Here is a 20075-nt window from a genome sequence, read left to right as displayed (position 1 = left end):
AACGCGCCCACTAGCATGAACGAGAAGACCGAAAAAGCACAAATTATTATTCTTCCTTTTCGGCAAGACTACAACTCTTCCTATTATCACCTTGATCATGTAATAAGCGCTCATGAATAGATAAAGTGATTATATCATTTTATCATCTATTCTTCAATCAATTCTTTCTTTGCACTAATAGTTCACAGCACTTTATGCATTCCCACTAAAACTGCCCCCAAAATGAAAAGACTGCTATGCGATGTATTACATAGCAGTCTTTTTTACCAAACTTTAGAATTTATATTCATACCCGAGCATGTAGTTTCTGCCCTGCGAAATATAAGCAAACGTATCATCACTTGGCGCTGTCACCGTAGTGTAATCTTCCCGACCAAAGAAATTATTGACAAGCGGGAATACCGTGTGCTGTGCACATGGAACATAGGAAATGCTGCCAAACACACAATCCTTCTTGCCTTAATTTATGCCAAGTACGCTTGTAATAGATTACATTTATTTTAAACATGATTATATCATTAATTCAATTCAGCATACCGCTTCTGAGAACGCTTTGACCGTATTGAACAAGCAGCCGCCTTCGTCCATCTTCTTGATATGGGCTTCCATGTCAAGGTTATTCAAGATATCCTTGATATGATTGGAAAAGCCTTGAATGTACGCCTTGAAGTTTTCCGCAATGTGGTCGGCATCGTTGCACAGCTCCTGCAGCGTGAACTCACTGACGTTATAAAACCGATAGCCGGAAATTTTGTACATGCCCTTCGCAGGGTAATTGGGATTTTCTTTGTATTTGGCTACGACATCAGCCTTTGTCTTTGCCAAAGCGCACTCAAATCGACGTATGATCGTCATAGGGATAATGACATCACCATACTTATCCGGCATATAGGTGCCACGCAGCTTATTGGCAATGCTCCAGATGAAATTGGCTTCTTCGCTGATATCTACTGGATTGTCATCCCAAAGTATATCGATCTTCTGCTCATGAGTCATTTGAAATCCTCCTATACCCATATGCAAGCTATCCCATTGGATTCTCTATATATGCAAAATTTTTAGCGATGCCGTTTTCTTACTCTCTTATTTTACCTTATTTTATCCAGGTTTACCTTATTTCTCCGAAATTTATCATGGTATCGTATGAGCGTTTCACCGATTCCCCCTCTAAGTACAGGTACGGGCAATTTGTTCCCAGATTCTTCGACTCATGCCCCGTGTGATTTTCATACGGCTGGAACCCTATCCGGCTCGCTATGCTCGCCACCTTCCCCATGCGGGGAAGGCTTTTCGATTTTTCCCCGACCCGTCATCCTGAGCGGTCGATAACAGTCTATGTGAAATAATCTTCTCCAGAAAAGAAGAGGAGTGAGTCGAAGGATCTCCTCGCAAAGCCGCTACTTTTGATGGAGACACCGAAAATATTCTCGCCTGATTTATTTTTACATGCAGCTGCTGTATCCGGCGATCTGGAAGGCGGATTCGACTATTTTCCTCCATCAGCGCATGGATTTTACCCCAAAAAGATAGAAAAACGGGGTCTCAAAAAGTCAAACGAGACTTTGTGAAAAAAAGTGCGCTATTGTATCATATTTCCGGAGAAAAAACAAGGCCGAGCAATTATACAAAACGCTAGATGGTGGGGGGGTGACAATTTATCAATCAAAAGGTTGTATTTTGAAAGCACTTTGCGACTTGCATTTTTTAGAGCATAGTTGTAGAATAAAGTCATGAGCTGAGGATGCATCTGTTTGCAAATCCAAGCCGGGCGGCGACTCCGATTTCGGAATTCTAATGCGCAAGGAATCATACGGAGAGCCGACTGATGGTGAGGATAGATCTGCAGAAAGATCCAAGGCCATCGGGCAGGCCGAGATGATGTGGACCTTTCTTTCGAAGCCTGCTCAAGGCCCAATCCATGTCAACCCCATAACCCCGGAGAAATCCAATTTGACCGCACACTTCCCTGCTGCATGGGAGGGCGTGCCCCGACGATAGCCAAGACGTTCGTACTTCGGTACACTTGACGCCGCCGGCACCGATTCCGAGCATCCCCTACATTTCAGTAAAGGCGGGCGGTCTTTCCGGGTGTTTTTTTGTGCGACTTCTTCCTATATATAGCGTTTCTCCGCGGTGCGCTATACCATTTCTTATCAGAGGAGGCATCTCTCACTCGAGACGTCGATCGCAGAGGGCCATCCTATTCTTTCCGAAACATTTCATGAATATTCCTCTCTTTGGCTGGCACTGCCTGCTATGGACTTACACGATAAGGAGACCTACTATGGCGACCAATACAAAAATGCTTGAACTGACTTTCAACGTCGAAGGCGGACGTTCTATGATACTTTCTATTCCTTCTCCGAAGGAGGATCTCACTCTGGCTACGGTGAAGGAGAAAGCGGCTCTCATCATCCCGGTGCTGGAGTCTTCCTCCGGCGCTCCCGTCACTTCGCTGAAAAGTGCGAAGATCGTAGAAACCAGCGCTACCGTGCTGGAATAGGGATTCGGAGTGACTGGTATACCGCCTTCGGGCATCGCCCCGTTTCGTCATCCTGAGCGGAGAGAAACGTCATATGTGAAATAATGAATGCCAGAACAGCTGCGACCTGAGCCGAAGGATCTCGGTGAAACCGTCACCTTCATTCCCCATTCCTCATTCGAGCAGAACTTTCTTTCATGAGCAAGGGGCAGCACGCCCCTTGCTCTATCTCTGCACCCATTTTTATTTCTTATAAGGAGAATACGACTATGGCTATTCAGAATAAACTTGTCGATATGAAACTGCAGATCCGTGTGGAAGATACTTCTACGGGAGAAACAAAGGTGAAGAATCTGAACTTCACACGCATCAAGTGTGCGGCGACAAATGATGAGCTGTATGCGGCAGCGAATGCGATCGCCGCGCTGCAGTCGCGTCCGCTGTCGGGCATCCGCACGGTGGCGACCGGCGATCTGGCTGACGCTATCTAGCACTGCGATGACAAAAACACCCCGCGCTTTCCCTTGACGGAAGGCGCGGGGTGCTTTTACTTTGCCTGGAAGAGGCTATTAAAACTTATATTCTACTCCTGCCATAAAGTTTCTGCCCAAGTTGTAGAAACTGGAGGTCGACGTAGAGATGATGTCATGTCGGTTAAAAAGGTTGTCAATGTTCAGGAAGAAGCGCGCATTATCGTTCGCCTGATAGGAGAAATTGATATCAGAGAAGAGCTGGGCTTTCATAGATGCATAGGGAGACGCATCACGCGTTCTGTCGCCAAGGTAGCTGATATGGAACGCCGTGGTCAGCTTACCACGTGTATAGTCGATCCCGGCGTTGAAGCCCAATTTGCCGTAGTAATCGTGCCATTCCCCTTTGGTTTCCACACCGTGCTTATCGATTTTGCCTTCTTGCTTCTGCGGGTGGCTGTATGTCAGTCCAAGACGGTAGGAAAGATTTTCATTTTGATTTCTGGTCCAGTCGATTTCGATCCCTGTATTCTTGACGTCGCTGTTTTTGTAGGAGACCTCTGGCCAGTCCTTGGTATCAGCATCAATGAAGTCTTCGATCTTGTAAGAATAGAGAGCTACACGGTATGCATTCTTACCGATGGATTTCTTGGCGCCCAATTCATAGTGCATGCCCTTTTCTGGTTTCAGATCCGGGACGCCTACGATATTTCCGCCGCCATAAAGCTGAGTAAAGGTAGGAAGCATGAAGGACTGACCAACTTTCCCGTACACCATGGTGCTTTCATCCAAATGATGCATCAGAACAAATTCAGGCGTGAATTTATCATATTTATTGCCTGCATCATCGGCTTCGGTCCAGGTCTGGCGGAAATTCAGATTCGCCTGGGTCGCTTGGGTGAAATCATAAGCCACCTGTCCGAACAAAGAATGCGCATTTCTACTATAGAAATTTCCCGTGACAGATGTGCCTTTGTTGATCGTTTTATCCTGCATATCCCTTTGGAATTCATATCCGAGCATGAAAGAGCCCTTGTGGAAATTCCAACGATTCTGGAAGTTGATCCCTACGGTCTGATCAAGATAACTGGTCTTATCATGAGAAATGCTCGATGAATCGAAGTTTTGAGGAAATTTTTTATTGATCTTGGCGGAAGCATTTTCCGTTTCCTGATCGCGTCTGTTATAAAAAGCATTTACTGAGAAATTATTTTTCGTATAATGAAGAGCCGTCAGATTTTCTTCTGTACTATGGATGACATTTTTATATTCCTTACCTGCATTGTCCGGATTGTCAATGCCGGTGTACTTGTACACATAGTGATCACTGTTTCTTCCATAGGTATGGGTGACATACAGGTCATCATTGAAATCATAGCGGGCATTGAAATTCGCATGCTCCCCGCGTTTGATATTGTAATACAAGCCTCTCGGCGCCCCGCTTCTTTTACTAGTCGTTTCTGTGGGCGCAGAAATATGATCGATCTTCCCCGTATGATCATATGTAGCAGTGAATCCCAGCTTCCCTGCCTGGAAGGAAGCCGCATAATTCTGGATGCCATAATTGCCAAATCCAGCCTTGACCATATTCGCACGCTTGCCCTTGGTGATGATATTGATGACGCCGCCATTTGCCTCCGAGCCATACAGGACAGCGCCCCCGCCGCGGACGACTTCGACGCGGTCGATCGATTCGACCGGGATATCCTCGAGATTGTACCGTCCGCCCTGATTGATCGGCACGCCATCTACGAGCACTAGTGTCCCTTTTTCGACACCACGGATGACAGCCTTGCTGGTCATGGTCCCTTGAGAAATATTACGTGGTCCCTGTCCGTGGGTAATGATGCCCGTAGAGAATTTCAGCGCTTCCTGTACACTGGTCGCTCCTGTCTTCTGCAGGTCATCCGCATGAAGTACCTCGATCGCCGCCGGTGTCTCCATATCCTTCGTCACACTGCGCTGGGCAGTGACAAGCACCGGATTCAGCTCATAGACCTCTGCTGCACTGACCCCCCCCCCGGAAACACATGCTGCTCCGGTGAAAACCGCGCAGGCGATAGCCGTGGCTAACTTTTTTCTTGACATAGCATGCTCCTCTCTCAAAAAACACACCTGCCATACAGCGGAAACAAGAATTGCAAGACCACTCATCACGATAAATGATCGTTCTTCTTATCTCCTTACTGAAAAGCAGGTGTATCTATGATCAACTGTGATTATTCTATCATATGAGGTTAATGGTTTCAATTAAAACGCTATACGTTTAATAATTTGAATAGCTATATTTTATAATTTTATAAAATAAGCGACCCATGTCATTCTTATCCGAATAAGGGATCAGAGAAAAACGATAGCCTTATATCGAAACGCCTTCCCCTCGTGGGGAAGGCGGCGAGCATAGCGAGCCGGATAGGGTTCTAGCGGTATGAAAGGCACACAGGGCATGAGTCGAAGAATCTGGGAACAAATTGCCCGCAGCGGCTTTGCGAGGAGATCCTTCGTCTCACTCCTCTTCTTTTCTGGCGAAGATTATTTCACATAGACTGTTATCGACCGCTCTGGATGACGGCTCGGGGAATACCGCGAAGCATCACCCCATCCCCTCTTTTTCTCCACTGAAATTCAGATAGGTGTCGAGGAGCATGGTATAGATGTCTGTCGGGCTTTTCTCTTTCCACTCGTGAAAGGTATCCCTGTGATAGATGAGCCATGGGAAGGAGATAAGGGTGGTTTCCGAATGGGCGAAAACGTTCTCCAATGTCTTGTGATAGGCTTTTTCGGAAATGGAAGCGCCAGCTGCATTTTCGTAGGATACATGCGGACGGCCGGCGTCATCGTAGAAGGTGTGCGTCGTGGCGATGGTTTTCGCATGGAGCGTCCCGTCCTGCAGGGAGAGAGCGAGATTCGCCGTCCCATATTCTGCGCCGTCGCGGTATTCATCTGTGAAGGAATACCACTGTATGCCATCGATGCCATTCACGCTCATCGGTACGTAGTTCGTCATCATGATGTCGGCTTCGGAGCTTGTATCGGGCCATGATCTCCCACATGGGACGAGTGCATCTTTCGCTTCATTCACTTCGTAGATCTTTGTATATGTATGAAGCCCGGTACCTCCCTCCTCTGCTACAAGGATCTCCAGGCGGCCATTCCCGTCAAGATCGCTGCACATATAGCCGACGGTGTCCATACCGGGCTCTGAGAGATCCCAGATATCACGGGCATCCGTGATGAGATGGATCTGCTCTTCTGCATCCTTTACCATCATGGCGGCCTGTGTGGGATGCGCGCATGGCAGGGATGCGAGAGCGAGCAGGATCAGGCATTTGCAGGTATGTTTCCACATGGGGATCGTCTCCTTTTCTTTCGTAATGGTGTCTGTCAAGTGATTCGTGATTTCTCCGGCATGCCTCTGCTTTTCGGAAGTGTCTTTCTCCCCCGCCGTGGCTACTGCCTGCTGCGGGGTCTCTGTCTTTTTCTTTCGGCGTGCGGATACAATTCATGAAGAGGAAGGTGTAAGGTACGTCCTTGTAGGTGGTGAGGCGGCAGACGGGTATCATCGCGTAAGGACGTGGTTTCCTTCTACCCTTACTATATCAAAATGTTATGAAAAAATCACGTTCATGATATAGAGGGATACGGAGGCAGAAGACATCTTTCTCCACGCAAAAAGATCCCGCCTGCCTACAAGCAGACGGAATCTTTTCAAAACAGATATTTTTTCAAGAAATACACGATGACGCCGGCGAGGAAGATCACAGCGCCCCATACCAGGAAGAACCAAGCAACTGCAAGCACGATCGCGAGGAATGCGATGATGCCTGCGATGTAGAGGGCCTTTTTCCACCACGGGATGGCCTTCACATCGATGAATTCGATATGGATCCCGCCCTGCGGCGCTTCCTTTCGATATTCTTCCCCCTGTTCATTCAGGGTAAGTCCATGGTAGTCCTTCACATCCTCTTCGGACATGCGTCTGGGCTCTTCATGGACTTCCGTGTAGTCTGATTTCTTATCTTCACTCATAAGGATGCAAGTTTTTTATTCAAAAGCTCATTGATGACCTTCGGATTCGCCTTGCCCTTCGTGGCTTTCATGATCTGACCTACGAGAGCGCCGACGGCTTTCTTCTTGCCGGCTTTGAAGTCCTCTACGGCTTTCGGGTTTTCAGAAACGACTTTGTCGACCAGTTCCTGCAGGGCGCCAGTATCCGAGATCTGTACGAGACCCTGGGCTTTGACGATGTCTTCTGCCTTGCCGCCTTCCTTCCACATGGTGGCGAAGACTTTCTTCGCGATCTTGCCGGAGATGGTGCCTTTGGAGATCAAGGTGAGGAGGCCTGCGAGGTCTTCTGCCTTGACAGGAGCCGCGGAGATCTCGATGCCATCGGTAGAGAGCTGGCTGGCAAATTCGCCCATCAGCCAGTTGACAGCAGCCTTCGGCTCTGCGCCGCAAGCGACGCAGGCTTCGAAGTAGTCAGCGGTAGCTTTGTCATTCGTCATGAAGACAGCATCGGCATCTGAGATACCGAAGTCTTTCATATAGCGCGCTTTTCTGGCATCCGGCAGCTCCGGCAGAGATTTTCTGATCTCTTCGATGTATTCATCAGAGACGGTGAAGGGGACGAGGTCCGGTTCCGGGAAGTAGCGGTAATCATTCGCTTCTTCCTTGGTACGCATGGACTTAGTGACGCCTTCTTTTTCGTCCCAGGTTCTTGTTTCTTGGACGACCTTGCCGCCTTCTTCGAGAAGCTCAGCCTGACGCATCGCTTCGTATTCTATGGCGCGTTCCACACCCTTGAAGGAGTTGATGTTCTTGATCTCTGTCTTGGTACCGAGTTCCTTCTGACCGACAGGACGGACAGAGACATTCGCATCGCAGCGCAGGCTTCCTTCTTCCATGCGGCAGTCGGAAATGCCGACGTACTGCAGGATCGCGCGCATCTTTTCCATGTAAGCGACAGCTTCTTTGGCAGAACGCATATCCGGCTCGGATACGATTTCCAGAAGCGGCGTACCGGTACGGTTATAGTCGACCAGCGAATAATCGGAATCGGTGATGGAGGTGCCGTGATGGACGAGTTTCCCGGCATCTTCTTCCATATGGGCACGGGTGATGCGCAGGCGCTTCACTTCGCCGTCGACTTCGACATCGAGGTAGCCGTGTTCACAGATCGGCAGGTCGAACTGCGAGGTCTGGAAATTCTTCGGAAGATCGGGGTAGTAATAGTTTTTACGGTCGAATTTGCTGAAGCGGGAGATCTCGCAGTTCAGAGCAAGACCGGCGCGGACAGCGTATTCGAGGACTTTCTTATTCAGGACCGGCAGCACGCCCGGCAGGCCGAGGCAGACAGGACATACATTGGTATTCGGATCTGCGCCGAAGGATGTCTTGCAGCTGCAGAAGATTTTGGTGGTGGTCTGAAGCTCAGTATGGACTTCAAGGCCGATGACTACTTCATATTTCATTCCTTGATCTCTCCTTTTGGCGCGGTTTTGGTGAATTCAGGATGAGCCTGTTCGAAGGTGTAGGCTGCCTGCAGGATGGTTTCTTCGGCGAGCGTCTTGCCGATGAGCTGCATGCCGAGCGGCATGGCGTCCTTGAAACCGACCGGAATGGAAATGGACGGTGCGCCGATGAGGTTCACCGGTACGGTGCAGATATCTTCCATGTAGAGGGACAGCGGATCGGAGAAGGCTCCGAATTTGAACGAAGTACCGGAAGCCGACGGTGCTGCGATGACGTCGCAGAGCTTGAAAGCTTCGTCGAATTCCTGTTTCAGGAGGGTGCGGACTTTGAGAGCTTTCAGATAGTACGCATCATAGTAGCCTGCAGAGAGGACGTAGTTCCCGAGCATGATGCGGCGCTTCACTTCTTCACCGAAGCCCTGGCTTCTGGTCTTGATATACATATCGATGATATCTTCACCCGGTGCACGGAAGCCGTAGCTGACGCCGTCATAGCGGGCGAGGTTCGAGCTGGCTTCTGCCGGTGCGATGATGTAGTAGACAGAGACACCGCTATTGATATGCGGAATGGAGACGGGGACGATCTCCGCGCCTTCCTTTTTGTAGAAATCAAGAGCCGCATCGATCGCTGCCTTGGTCTCTTCCTTGATGCCTTCGCCGAAGAATTCCTTCGGTACGCCGATCTTCATGCCCTTGACATCGCGGACGAGGGCTTTCTTGTAGTCCTTCTTTTCCTGCGGGATGGACGTGGAGTCGCGCGGATCATGGCCGGCGATCGCATTGAGAACGATCGCAGCATCGGTGACGTCTTTGACGAGCGGCCCGATCTGGTCAAGGGAGGATGCGAAAGCCAGAAGGCCGTAACGGGAAACAAGACCATAGGTCGGTTTCAGACCGACGATGCCATTGAAGGACGCCGGCTGACGGATAGATCCGCCCGTGTCCGAACCGAGGGACCAGATGGCTTCATTCGCCGCGACAGCTGCCGCAGAGCCACCAGAGGAGCCGCCCGGTACATAGTCCGTATTCCACGGATTGCGGGAAGGTCCGAATGCGGAGCGCTCGGTCGAAGAGCCCATGGCGAATTCATCCATATTCGTCTTGCCCAGAGAAATATAGTCTTCCCCTTTCAGCTTTTCGATGACAGTCGCATCATACGGGGATACCCAGTGTTCAAGCATGCGGGAGGCCGCGGTGCAGGTCTCGCCTTTGATGCACATATTATCTTTGATCGCGCCCGGGATACCGGCAAGATCGGAGATCTCTTCTCCGGCGGCAATCTTCGCATCGACCTTTGCTGCGACAGAGAGCGCACTCTCATCAGAGGTAGAAAGGTAAGCATGGATGTCCCCTTCTACACTGTCACGATGCGCGATGATTTTCTTTGTGAGTTCGACAGCGGAGATTTCCTTTTTCACCAGCTGTTCATGGAGATCATGAATCGTGTATTTCACTCGGCTGCCTCCTTAAATAATCTTCGGCACTTTGAAATAGCCGTCTTCCTTTTCCGGCGCATTCATGAGTGCTTCTTCATTCGTAAAAGACTGATGCGGGACGTCTTCGCGCATGACATTGTACTGCTCGACGGCATGCACGGTCGGCGCTACATCAGTCGTATCATACTGGTTCAGTTCTTCCATGTAGGTGAGGATGCTGTTCATGGAGTCTCTCATCTTTTCCAGGTCTTCGTCCGCAAAGGACAGACGGGAAAGAAGAGCGATCTTCTGAGCTTCTTCTGTCGTGATTTTCATAGATACACTTCCTTACTCAAATTGATGGATAATAGAGAATCCTTATCAGATTATAACACAAATGAAGCGAGCTTTGCAGAAGAAATCGGGTGACTGGTGACTAGGGATTAGTAGCTAGGGATTAGGGATTAGACGTTAGACATCAGAAATCAGATGTCAGATGTCTGATGTCTCCTAGTCTCTTAGTCGTTTATCGCTCTGCAAGGAAGATTTCTCGACTTCGCTCGAAATGACGATACGAGAGAAGGCCGCCCCACTAGCCCCTTCCTCTGGAAGGGGCAGGCGAGCGCAGCGAGACGGGGTTGGCCTCGCGTATGTTGAATAAGCGGAAAGCAGGTCGTACAAAAAATCTGACGTCTGACATCTCCCAGTCTCTTAGTCTCCAGCCCCAACAAAAAAAGCAGCCCGATGGCTGCTTTTCATTTTTCCTATTACAATACCTGCGAAAGGAAAGCTTTCGTGCGTTCCTCTTTCGTATGCTCGAAGACATCCAACGGGCGACCTTCTTCGACGATGACGCCGCCATCAATGAAGAGGACGCGGGAGCCGACTTCTCTGGCGAATCCCATTTCATGTGTCACGACGACCATGGTCATGCCCTCTTCTGCGACTTCACGCATGACATCCAAGACTTCATGCACCATTTCCGGGTCGAGCGCCGAGGTCGGTTCATCGAAGAGGAGCGCTTTCGGCTTCATCGCGAGCGCGCGGGCGATAGCGACACGCTGCTGCTGCCCACCGGAAAGCTGCGGAGGCTTGTAGTCTGCCTTGTCTTCCAGCCCGACTTTTTTGAGGAGCTGCATACCGCGGTCATAGGCTTCCTTCTTGGAGATCTTTCTGACCTTCATCGGCGCGAGCATCAGATTCTGAATGACAGTCATATGCGGAAAAAGGTTGAATCGCTGAAAGACCATGCCGACTTCCGTGCGGACTTCATTGATATTCTTTTCTCCATTGACAGGCACCCCGTCGAATGTGATGGATCCCGTCGTCGGTGTTTCAAGCCCATTGATGCAACGCAGCAGCGTACTCTTCCCCGAGCCGGAAGGTCCGATGATGACGACGACTTCCTTCTCCTTGACTTTGACGCTGATATCTTTCAAGACCGTCAGATCGCCGAATTTTTTGCTGATGTGGGTGATTTCTATCAGATTCTTTTCTTCTGCCATTTATTTTTTCTCCAACATTGCTACCACTCTGGAAATCGCCAGCGTCATGATGAGGTACAGGACAGCGACGGTGGACCATATCTCAAAGGAGCCATAGGTCTGCGCGATGATGAGCTGTCCGCGACGGGTCAGTTCTTCGAAGCCGATGACGGAAACCAGCGAGGAATCCTTCAGCATTGCGATGAATTCATTGCCGAGCGGCGGCAGGATATTTCGTACAGCCTGCGGCAGGATGATATAATACATGGTCTGCCACCAGGAAAGGCCGAGCGAACGACCCGCTTCCATCTGCCCCACATCGATCGCCTGGATGCCGGCGCGGAAAATTTCAGATACATACGCGCCGCTATTGATCCCGCAGGCAGCGACAGCCGCCACGAATGGCTCCACGCGATGCCCCGTCACGATCGGGAGAGCGAAATAGATCAGGAAGATCTGTACCAGAAGCGGCGTACCACGGATACAGTCTGCATAGATCGCAGCCAGGATGCGCAGCACCTTCACCTTGCAGATACGCGCGATACCGACGAAAAGGCCGATGCAGAAGCCGATGAAAACACTGACCGCCGTGATCTCGATAGTGACGCCCGCGCCCAAGAGAAGGATAGGCAGTGCTTTTTCGATAAGTTCAAAATCCATGTTTCATTCTCCTTACTATATATACATGCGTCATGCATGCTTCGATTTCATTTTATTGTACAATTTTACGGAGAGAATAGTCAATAGGAAGCCGGATTTTATTGTATAAAAATACAAAAACTAGAAGCAGGAAATCGGGCATCCGTGCGCTGTAACCGCTAGTCCCTTCCCTTGGAGGGCAGGCGATCGAAGCGAGATGGGGTTGGCTTCATGTATGTCGGAAAGGCAGAAAAGGGATACGATGGAGACATATCAGATGTCTGATGTCATTCCGCCTTCCCTGTTCACCCACCTTCGCCCCTCAAGCCATGCACGCAGCAAAAAAGACGCCGCGATTTCTCGCAGCGCCTTCCTATGCCGGATTATTTGGACAGTTCTGGGAACCAGAGACCGATCTCTCTCTCTGCGGTTTCTACTGCATCGGAAGCATGGACAACATTTTCATCGATGGAAGTAGCGAAGTCGCCGCGGATGGAGCCAGGAACAGCTTCGAGCGGGTTGGTGGCGCCGTTGATCTGACGAACAGCTGCGACAGCGTTTTCACCTTCGATGACCATAGCCAGTACCGGACCGGAGGTGATGAAGTCGATGAGAGCTTTGAAGAAGCCTTTGCCTTTGTGTTCAGCATAGTGTTCTTCAGCGAGTTCTGCCGGGACCTGAATCATTTTGATCGCATGAATGGACAGACCTTTTCTTTCAAAGCGGGAGATCACTTCGCCGCAGATGTGTTTCTTCACGCCGTCCGGCTTTACGAGTACGAGAGTTTTTTCAATGTTAGCCATAATAGCCTCCTTAAAAAGAATGCATTTCTGCTGCGATTTCACGCAGCTTTTTTACACGCTCCTCCGTAGAAGGATGCGTAGAAAACAGATTGGCCACGCCGCCGACTCCGGCAAGCGGATTGATGATAAAAAGACCGCTGGTCGCCGGCTTTGCATCGGGGATGACACGATGATGGGCATAGTCATCGAGCTTCAAGAGTGCGCTGGCAAGAGCCAGAGGCTTCCCGCAGATCCTTGCACCTGAAGCATCCGCCATGTATTCGCGGGAACGCGACAGGGCGAACTGGATGAGAGAAGCTGCAAGCGGCGCGATGACGATGGTCACGATGAGGGCGATCGGATTCGAACGGTTGCCGTCTTCATCTCTGGCCGTACCAAAGATCGCTGCCCACTGCGCTATATTTGCGATGTAGGAGATCGCGGTCGCTATCGACGCCGACAGGGTCATGATGAGCGTATCACGATGTTTGACATGGGATAATTCGTGGCTGATGACCCCGGCTAACTCATCGCGGTTCAGCATGGAAAGGATGCCCTCCGTCACTGCAACAGCCGCATGTTCCGGGTCTCGTCCCGTAGCAAAAGCATTCGGCACATCGGTCGGAATGACATAGAGACGCGGCATCGGAAGCTCCGCCTTCCGGCAAAGTTCTCGCACCAGCTCATAGAGCTCGGGTACCTGCGATTCGGCCAAAGGCTGGGCATTGTAAGCGCGAAGCGCCATCTTGTCTGAATTCCAGTATGTGTAGAAATTGATTGCCAGAGAAATGAGAAACATGGTCATCGCGCCGTTCTGACCACCTACGACACCGCCGATAGCCATCAGGATCAAGCTGAGCAGTGTCAGAAGCATGACTGATTTGACTCTGTTCATACAGAAGACCTCACTTTATAGAATTTTATGAATGTACGTGAAAATAAAAAATGGTCGGAACGACATGATTCGAACATGCGACCTCTACCACCCCAAGGTAGCGCTCTACCAAACTGAGCTACGTCCCGACGCTTACTACATGAAATAGGATACACAATTTGGACGGATTTGTCAAGGTGGACGGGATGAGAGATAAGTGTCAAGTTTTCCTCGGTAATTCATTTGACTGTCGATAATTACTATCTCCGTGGCTTCGGTTTAATCAGTATTTCTGTATTGCTCTGGCAAGTCTTCCCATGGGGGAAGAAGAAGCTCCATAAATGCCTATACGCCCTTCCAGGCATCCTGGCCTATAGTTTCTCATTCTGCGCTCTGCCTGCACCACGGCTTTGTGCATGGCTCTATCCATCTTTTTGTAGCTCTTCCCATTAGCATGGTACAAGAGGGCTTGCGTAAGCGTCTTATTCTTCCGGGCGGTCAGTACCCAGACCATGCACTCCATTCCTTCGCTGGACCAGCTCCGCCCCTGCCGTTTCATGCGATAGCTGTAGAACCGGTGATTCGTTTCTGCAGTACCCAAGTGGATTTCTGTATGGATGCCGCGCTGGCTCAGGCTTGGGATATAGGGAGCATTTCTTTCCAGATAGCTTTGCAGTTTGTTTACCTCCTCCAAATCCGCCTCTGTTCGGGCGCAGCTCCGGGCAGTGTCCATCCATACGGGAATCCGTTTCATAATATCGTCGGTCTGGTGAAACTCTCGGATCATACGGTCTACCAGTTCCCTCTTGCAGAAGCTGAGCCGGGTCCGGATCTTTTCATGTACATGATAGCAGTCACGGAAGTGCTGGTGATCCAGGCAGCCTTCTACCATTTGCTCAAAGTCCTGAAACTGGTACCCGGACCCTCCATCCCCATTCGATAGCACCGTGGTCTTAGACAGGTCATAGTGCCCATGCAGATAGCTTGCTGCCATTGCAAAAAGTTCTTTCCTGCTGGTGGACGCAAAACAGCGAAGTCCTACCAGTTCTGTCCTGTTGCCATTTTTCCTGACTCCTTCGTATACCTGGAGGCGATGCACCTCCGAGACCTCGCCTTTCTTCTTGTTTTTGAGGATGATTCCATCCCCTTCAATCGCTATAATCTCCGGCTGTACTGGCTTTTTATCCTTCTTCTCTTCTACGAATGCTTTTTCGTAAGCCTTTGCCTTCTTACCGGCATAATTCTTAAGTGAGATAACGGACTGATGGGAGATGGTAATCCCTGCCAGGTTTTGCAGGAGTTCACTGGCACTGCGGGATGTCGTAATTGCGACAGACTCGACAATCCGCTCAATCATTCCCAGGCTGTAGTGCTTTCTGGACTCAAAGCCCATTTTGCAGTCCAGGGGATAGAAGCTCTTCCCTTCTTTCTGCAGAAGTCTTCGGGTATAGGTCAGCTCTCCATAGCGGCAGCAAATCGTCCTAGGGTCCCGGCGTGCCACACGCCACCCCTGTACCTTGTAAATCTGATACAGCTCAGTGTCAATACGCGCCAGAGCCATAGCTATAAGCTGACAGTTCATTTCAGTGAGCCAATGAGTTAGCTTCCTTTCAGCCTCGATAGAGTCATCAGATTTCTTAATGAGAGAAATGACTGCACCAATTGCATTTTCACTCCAAATTTCTCCAGTTTTTGTTATAATATCCATGAGGAAAGCCCTTTCTTTGTTTTATTTGTGCACGGAAATTATAACATTTCCACTCAAAGGGAGGCTTTCCTCTTTTATTGTTTCTGGAAAAATTCCCCTACCGAGTAAAATTTTACACTAAGGGATGAGAGGTTCAAGGCTTGCCTCTTGGGAGATGTCCTGCGTTCTTCAAATGACACATCTCTCCTCATCCGCCTTCTCCGCCGGGGAAGGCTTCGAAAGAAGAATACCGCAAGCGTGATCTCCCACCGTCGGCGGCCTACAATCCCAGTGCCCTCTCCCATCTTGCCTTGAAGTCGGCAAATGCATCCAGAGCCTCTTTCTCGTCTTTTCCTTTGAGGGAATAGTAGATCTTGATCTTCGGCTCCGTGCCGCTCGGGCGTACGGCCATCCAGCCGCCTGTCTTTACCTTATATTTCAGGACATTTTCCTTCGGCAGATCACCGATACCGGCTTCAAAGTCAATGACGGAGTCGATCTCTGGGAATATCTCCTTCACATCGATGTCCCTGAGATGCTTCATGATGCCGCGGATCTTTGCAAGGCCTTCGATCCCTTTCAGGGTATAGGATGTGGTCTTGTCGTAGTAGTAGCCGAAGTCGGTATAGAGTTCATCGAGCACATCGGAAAGCGTCTTTCCCTCATTCTTGAAGTAAGCCGCCATTTCACAGATAAGCATGGCAGAAACGACCGCATCTTTATCCTGTGCGTGCGTCCCGGCAAGATAGCCGTAGCTTTCTTCATAGCCGAAGAAGTAGTCATGCGCGGAATCCTTTTCCCACTGGGAGATCTTTTCTCCGATATACTTGAAGCCGGTCAGTGTTTCTACGACCTTCAGGCCATAGCGGCGTCCGATTTCTGCACCAAGCTCGCCGGTCACGACCGTTTTTACCATGGTGGATGCCGGTGTCAGCGTCTCTTTTCGGGTGAGGCAGAGGAAGTATGTCAGGAGTGCGCCCATCTGATTTCCGGAAATCAGGACAAAGTCATCCCCTTTTCGTACCGCGCTGCCGATACGGTCACTGTCCGGGTCAGTCCCGATGACGATATCTGCGCCCACTTTTTTTGCGAGGGCGATTCCCATCGAGAGAGCATCTTCATTCTCCGGATTCGGCGCAGAGACGGTCGGGAAGTCGCCATCCGGCAGCTCCTGCTCCTTCACGATATGCACATTGGTGAAACCGGCTTCCGCCAGAATGGCCCGGACTGGCTTTGCCCCGCTGCCGTGAAGCGGTGTGTAGACGATGGAGAGCGGCGGCGGATTTCCCTGATACAGGGACTGCCGGAAGATCGCGGTCAGAAAGCGGGTGACAGTTTTATGTCCCAGCCAGTTCATGAGGGCATCATTTCCCTCATCTTCGATATGCGAAAGATCTGTCACCGCTTCGACATAAGCCGTCAGGACGTCTGCATCCTTCGGCACCAGCTGCGCGCCATTGGCACCATAGACCTTGTATCCATTATATTCTGCCGGATTGTGGCTCGCTGTCACGACCACACCAGCCGCGGCATGGAAATATTTGACCGCAAAAGAAAGGACAGGAATCGGTTCGAGTTCTTCGAAAATGCGGACGGGGATCCCGGCCGATGTCAACACACGAGCGGCTTCTTTCGCAAAGTCATCGGAATGATTTCTGGAATCATAGGCAATGACCACGCCCTGTGAAAAAGTCTCCGGATGCTCCTTTTTCAGATAATCAGCAAGCCCTCTTGTCGCTTTGGCGACCGTATAGCGATTCATGCGGTTCGTGCCCGCGCCCATGATACCGCGCAGCCCGGCTGTACCAAATTCCAGATCCTTATAAAAACGGTCTTCGATCTCTTTTTCGTCCGTCAGGCGCAGGAGCTCTTCCTTCGTTTCTTCATCCGCCCACGTCAGCCAGTCTTTATATGTTTCTTGATAGCTCATTCGTATCCTCCTTCATAGAAATCGGTGAAGTCATATTTTCATTATTATAATGGATACCGAAATGGATTTCCAACGGAGATATTAGAAACCGCTCATTGGTTTTGTTATAAAAGAATGCAGTATTTTTTACAAACAAGGATTCTGATAAACAAATGTTTCTATTTTCTCTCGAATAAGGTATAATAGAGACAAGTTGAGAGCAAGAAATCAAAGAAAGGACCTTCCCATGAGAAAAAAAAACAATCCGAATGAACTGACCACACGCGAAAAATCGATCCTTGAATTTATCCGTCAGAAGATCTGGGACAGCGGCTTCCCCCCGACTGTCCGCGAGATCGGAGAGGCGGTCGGTCTGCGCTCGACATCCACCGTGCACAATTATCTGAAGCGTCTGGAACTTAAGGGCGCGATCCGTAAGAATCCTGACTCTTCGCGCGCGATCGAAGTCGTGGCCGATACCTGGCGCCGCAAGAAGATGATCCCGATGCCGCTCGTCGGAGCCGTCCGTGCAGGCGAACCGATCACCGCAGATGAACACACGGAGTCCGTCTATCCCCTGCCGGCCGAACTCATCGGCAAGGATAACAACTGCTTCATGCTCATCGTCCGCGGCGACAGCATGATCAATGCAGGCATCCATGAAGGCGACTACCTCATCGTTTCCGAGCAGGATGACGCGCAGGATGGCGACATCGTAGTCGCACTCATTGGCAATGAAGATGCGACCGTCAAGCGCTTCTACAAAGAGGAAGATCACATCCGTCTGCAGCCGGAAAATGATGAGTACCAGCCGATCATTGCCAAAGAAGTCATTATCCGCGGCAAAGTCATCGGCCTCTACCGGCATATGTGATTTTGTTTAGTGACTAGTGACTAGTCACTGAAATTAGTATTCAGGAAGTAGCTAGGGATTAGAAATTTTTCCCACTGGACAGCTAGTCTCAATTTGTTTTCATTACAAAAAAGCCATGGAGAATATCGCAATGCGATACAATCCATGGCCTTTTTGATTTCGAAAAAAGCAGAATGTGAGATCCTAATCCCTAGCCACTAGCTACCAGTCCCTAGCCACTAGTCATTTCCCAAAGCTCATGCGGGAAACCATCGCTGCGAGCTTAGGGCCGATCTTCGGCACGCCCTGTACGTCTTCCGGCTTTACTGCACGGATGACGACGATGGCTACGAGGTAGACCACGCCGCCGACAGCAATGGAGGCGAGTGTCGAAAGGGTATTGCTGTGGATCAGGGTAAACACCGCATGATACACACCGAGCACGACTGCGCCCATGATACCTGCTGCGATGAAAAGCTTCACGGTATGGAGAATATCCATCGTATAGCGTCTGTATTTATAGAGGAAAATCAGATTCAGAACAGCCGCCACACCGAAGTCCGCATTCGTCGCCCATGCTGCGCCGAGCACGCCCCACGCCGGGATGGCGGTGAGATTCCAGGAGAGGAAGACCTTCACACACGCCGAAACAACCATGTTCAGGAACGGGATCGCGGTCTTACCCATCCCCTGCAGCACGCCTGTCGTGACCTGCTGCACACCGAGCAGGAATACGCCGAAGCTCATGACGGCGATACACGGGCCTGCATCGCGGGTCGCGTACAGCATATCGGAGATCGGAGTCGCGATAACACACATCCCGATGAAAGCAGGTATCGTGATGAGATTGGCCAGACGCATCGCCGTGTCTGTACGCGTCATGACGACATCATCCTTCTTCTGCGCGATGGCTTCCGAAATGACAGGCACCAGACTGGCCGCCAAAGACGCCGTCACGATAGTCGGCATATTGACGAGTGCCGTCGCCATGCCTGTCAGATAGCCGAAGAGTGTCGTCGCTTCTTCGACAGCAAATCCTGCCACTTCCAGACGACGCGGCACGATCAGCAGATCGATATTCGAAACGATCGGCAGCATGATATTCGCCAGAGAAACCGGAATGGCAAGGACCAGCAGTCTTTTGATGATCGACATCGCACTCTGCGGCTTGATAGAGGTATCCTGTTCAGAGGCCAGCTCCTTACGCCAGTTTCTTGTCATGTAATAGAACCCGATCAGGACAAGGATCCCCATAAAAGCACCCGGTGCTGCCCCCAGCGTAGCACCCGCAGCACCGAACTCCAGACCATACGGCAGCAGGATGACCGCGAAAGCGATCATCGTCACGACACGGACGACCTGCTCTAAGATCTGCGAGACCGCCGTCGGCGTCATCAGTTGCAGCCCTTGGAAATACCCGCGCAGCGTCGCGAGCAGCGTCGCGCAGAAAACCGCCGGAGAGAGGGCCAAGAGCGACCAGTACGCTCTCTGGTCACGCACGATGCCGGTATCGACCAGCCACTGTGCGCCGAAGAAGAGCAGTCCGCTGAAGAGGACTCCCGTCATGATGAGTGCGATCATGGAAATACGGAAGACCTTCTGTCCGCCGAAATAGTCGTTCACCGCATTTCTTTCTGCGACCATGATGGAGATCGCGACCGGCAGTCCCGCAGAAGAAACAGAAAGACAGAGCAGATAGATCGGATATGCCATCTGATACAGTCCGATCCCTTCCCCGCCGAGCAGGCGCGAGAGGTAAATGCGGCTGAAAGCACCGATGAATTTGACAATGATCCCGGCAATGGTCAGGATCAATGCCCCTTGAATAAAAGAATTTTTACGCATGTTTCACCTTTTTGCAACATATGACTCCCTGCGAGATCGACTCTCGCAGGCGTTACTATATAGTCATATCAGATTTAAGCGAAATTGTAAAGGTCAATTTGTTTCACGGAATGTGTTCCGAGACAAAGCTGTGTGAAAGACGTCAGCGAAACAGATCCGGTCAT

Annotated in this window: 17 protein-coding genes and 1 tRNA gene; 3 read left to right on the top strand and 15 right to left on the bottom strand. The window is 50.5% G+C overall.

Annotation, left to right across the window (positions count from 1 at the left end; all coding sequences use genetic code 11):
- Window positions 1-528: 528 nt before the first annotated feature.
- Complete coding sequence (locus tag ACGG9R_RS05025; RefSeq protein WP_390152213.1) at window positions 529-996, bottom strand: type I restriction-modification system subunit M N-terminal domain-containing protein; 468 nt, start codon at window positions 994-996, stop codon at window positions 529-531.
- A gap of 1288 nt (window positions 997-2284) precedes the next feature.
- Between ACGG9R_RS05025 and ACGG9R_RS05020 the strand changes: the two genes are divergently transcribed.
- Together ACGG9R_RS05020 and ACGG9R_RS05015 are read left to right on the top strand one after the other, a co-directional pair.
- Window positions 2285-2503, top strand: a complete 219-nt coding sequence (locus ACGG9R_RS05020; protein ID WP_390152211.1) for a DUF2922 domain-containing protein — start codon at window positions 2285-2287, stop codon at window positions 2501-2503.
- 248 nt (window positions 2504-2751) lie between these two features.
- On the top strand, window positions 2752-2973 hold the full coding sequence (locus ACGG9R_RS05015; RefSeq protein ID WP_390152208.1) for a DUF1659 domain-containing protein: 222 nt from the start codon (window positions 2752-2754) through the stop codon (window positions 2971-2973).
- Window positions 2974-3051: 78 nt separating this feature from the next.
- On the opposite strand, the gene ACGG9R_RS05010 is transcribed toward ACGG9R_RS05015, so the two are convergent.
- The 13 genes from ACGG9R_RS05010 to ACGG9R_RS04950 form a co-directional block, all read right to left on the bottom strand.
- Window positions 3052-5040 (bottom strand): TonB-dependent receptor plug domain-containing protein, encoded by a 1989-nt coding sequence (locus ACGG9R_RS05010; RefSeq protein WP_390152206.1) that lies wholly within the window; start codon window positions 5038-5040, stop codon window positions 3052-3054.
- A gap of 505 nt (window positions 5041-5545) precedes the next feature.
- On the bottom strand, window positions 5546-6301 hold the full coding sequence (locus tag ACGG9R_RS05005) for a hypothetical protein (RefSeq protein ID WP_390152203.1): 756 nt from the start codon (window positions 6299-6301) through the stop codon (window positions 5546-5548).
- A gap of 359 nt (window positions 6302-6660) precedes the next feature.
- Window positions 6661-6981 (bottom strand): hypothetical protein, encoded by a 321-nt coding sequence (locus ACGG9R_RS05000; protein WP_022106624.1) that lies wholly within the window; start codon window positions 6979-6981, stop codon window positions 6661-6663.
- Entirely contained in the window at window positions 6978-8423 is a 1446-nt protein-coding gene (gatB, locus tag ACGG9R_RS04995) for an Asp-tRNA(Asn)/Glu-tRNA(Gln) amidotransferase subunit GatB (protein WP_022106625.1), read from the bottom strand. The genes ACGG9R_RS05000 and gatB overlap by 4 nt, the downstream gene beginning before the upstream one ends.
- Window positions 8420-9877 (bottom strand): Asp-tRNA(Asn)/Glu-tRNA(Gln) amidotransferase subunit GatA, encoded by a 1458-nt coding sequence (gatA, locus tag ACGG9R_RS04990; RefSeq protein WP_390152199.1) that lies wholly within the window; start codon window positions 9875-9877, stop codon window positions 8420-8422. The genes gatB and gatA overlap by 4 nt, the downstream gene beginning before the upstream one ends.
- Window positions 9878-9889: 12 nt before the next feature.
- A complete protein-coding gene (gene gatC, locus ACGG9R_RS04985) occupies window positions 9890-10174 on the bottom strand; it encodes an Asp-tRNA(Asn)/Glu-tRNA(Gln) amidotransferase subunit GatC (RefSeq protein ID WP_022106627.1) in 285 nt (94 codons plus the stop codon).
- 431 nt (window positions 10175-10605) lie between these two features.
- Window positions 10606-11343, bottom strand: a complete 738-nt coding sequence (locus ACGG9R_RS04980) for an amino acid ABC transporter ATP-binding protein (protein WP_022106629.1) — start codon at window positions 11341-11343, stop codon at window positions 10606-10608.
- Window positions 11344-11982, bottom strand: coding sequence for an amino acid ABC transporter permease (locus ACGG9R_RS04975; RefSeq protein WP_022106630.1), 639 nt, complete (start codon window positions 11980-11982; stop codon window positions 11344-11346). It lies immediately after the preceding gene.
- Between the two features lie 362 nt (window positions 11983-12344).
- On the bottom strand, window positions 12345-12764 hold the full coding sequence (gene ndk / locus ACGG9R_RS04970; protein ID WP_390152193.1) for a nucleoside-diphosphate kinase: 420 nt from the start codon (window positions 12762-12764) through the stop codon (window positions 12345-12347).
- 10 nt (window positions 12765-12774) lie between these two features.
- Window positions 12775-13638 carry a zinc metalloprotease HtpX gene (gene htpX / locus ACGG9R_RS04965; protein ID WP_390152191.1) on the bottom strand — a complete coding sequence of 288 codons (864 nt, stop codon included), beginning with the start codon at window positions 13636-13638 and terminating at the stop codon, window positions 12775-12777.
- 51 nt (window positions 13639-13689) lie between these two features.
- Window positions 13690-13766 (bottom strand) — tRNA-Pro (locus ACGG9R_RS04960).
- 134 nt (window positions 13767-13900) lie between these two features.
- Window positions 13901-15325 carry an ISLre2 family transposase gene (locus tag ACGG9R_RS04955; RefSeq protein WP_390151423.1) on the bottom strand — a complete coding sequence of 475 codons (1425 nt, stop codon included), beginning with the start codon at window positions 15323-15325 and terminating at the stop codon, window positions 13901-13903.
- 259 nt (window positions 15326-15584) lie between these two features.
- Entirely contained in the window at window positions 15585-17234 is a 1650-nt protein-coding gene (locus ACGG9R_RS04950) for a phospho-sugar mutase (protein ID WP_390152188.1), read from the bottom strand.
- A gap of 226 nt (window positions 17235-17460) precedes the next feature.
- On the opposite strand from ACGG9R_RS04950, the gene lexA reads away from it, so the two are divergent.
- A complete protein-coding gene (gene lexA / locus ACGG9R_RS04945) occupies window positions 17461-18087 on the top strand; it encodes a transcriptional repressor LexA (protein ID WP_022106634.1) in 627 nt (208 codons plus the stop codon).
- Between the two features lie 222 nt (window positions 18088-18309).
- Here lexA and ACGG9R_RS04940 read toward each other — a convergent pair whose 3' ends face one another.
- A complete protein-coding gene (locus ACGG9R_RS04940; RefSeq protein WP_022106635.1) occupies window positions 18310-19911 on the bottom strand; it encodes a polysaccharide biosynthesis protein in 1602 nt (533 codons plus the stop codon).
- Window positions 19912-20075: the final 164 nt, after the last annotated feature.

The organism is Dialister sp. i34-0019-2H8 (genome assembly GCF_042846925.1).
Lineage (GTDB): Bacteria > Bacillota > Negativicutes > Veillonellales > Dialisteraceae > Dialister.
Note: the sequence above shows the minus strand (reverse complement) of the source record. Positions and strands in the feature narration are given on the sequence as shown.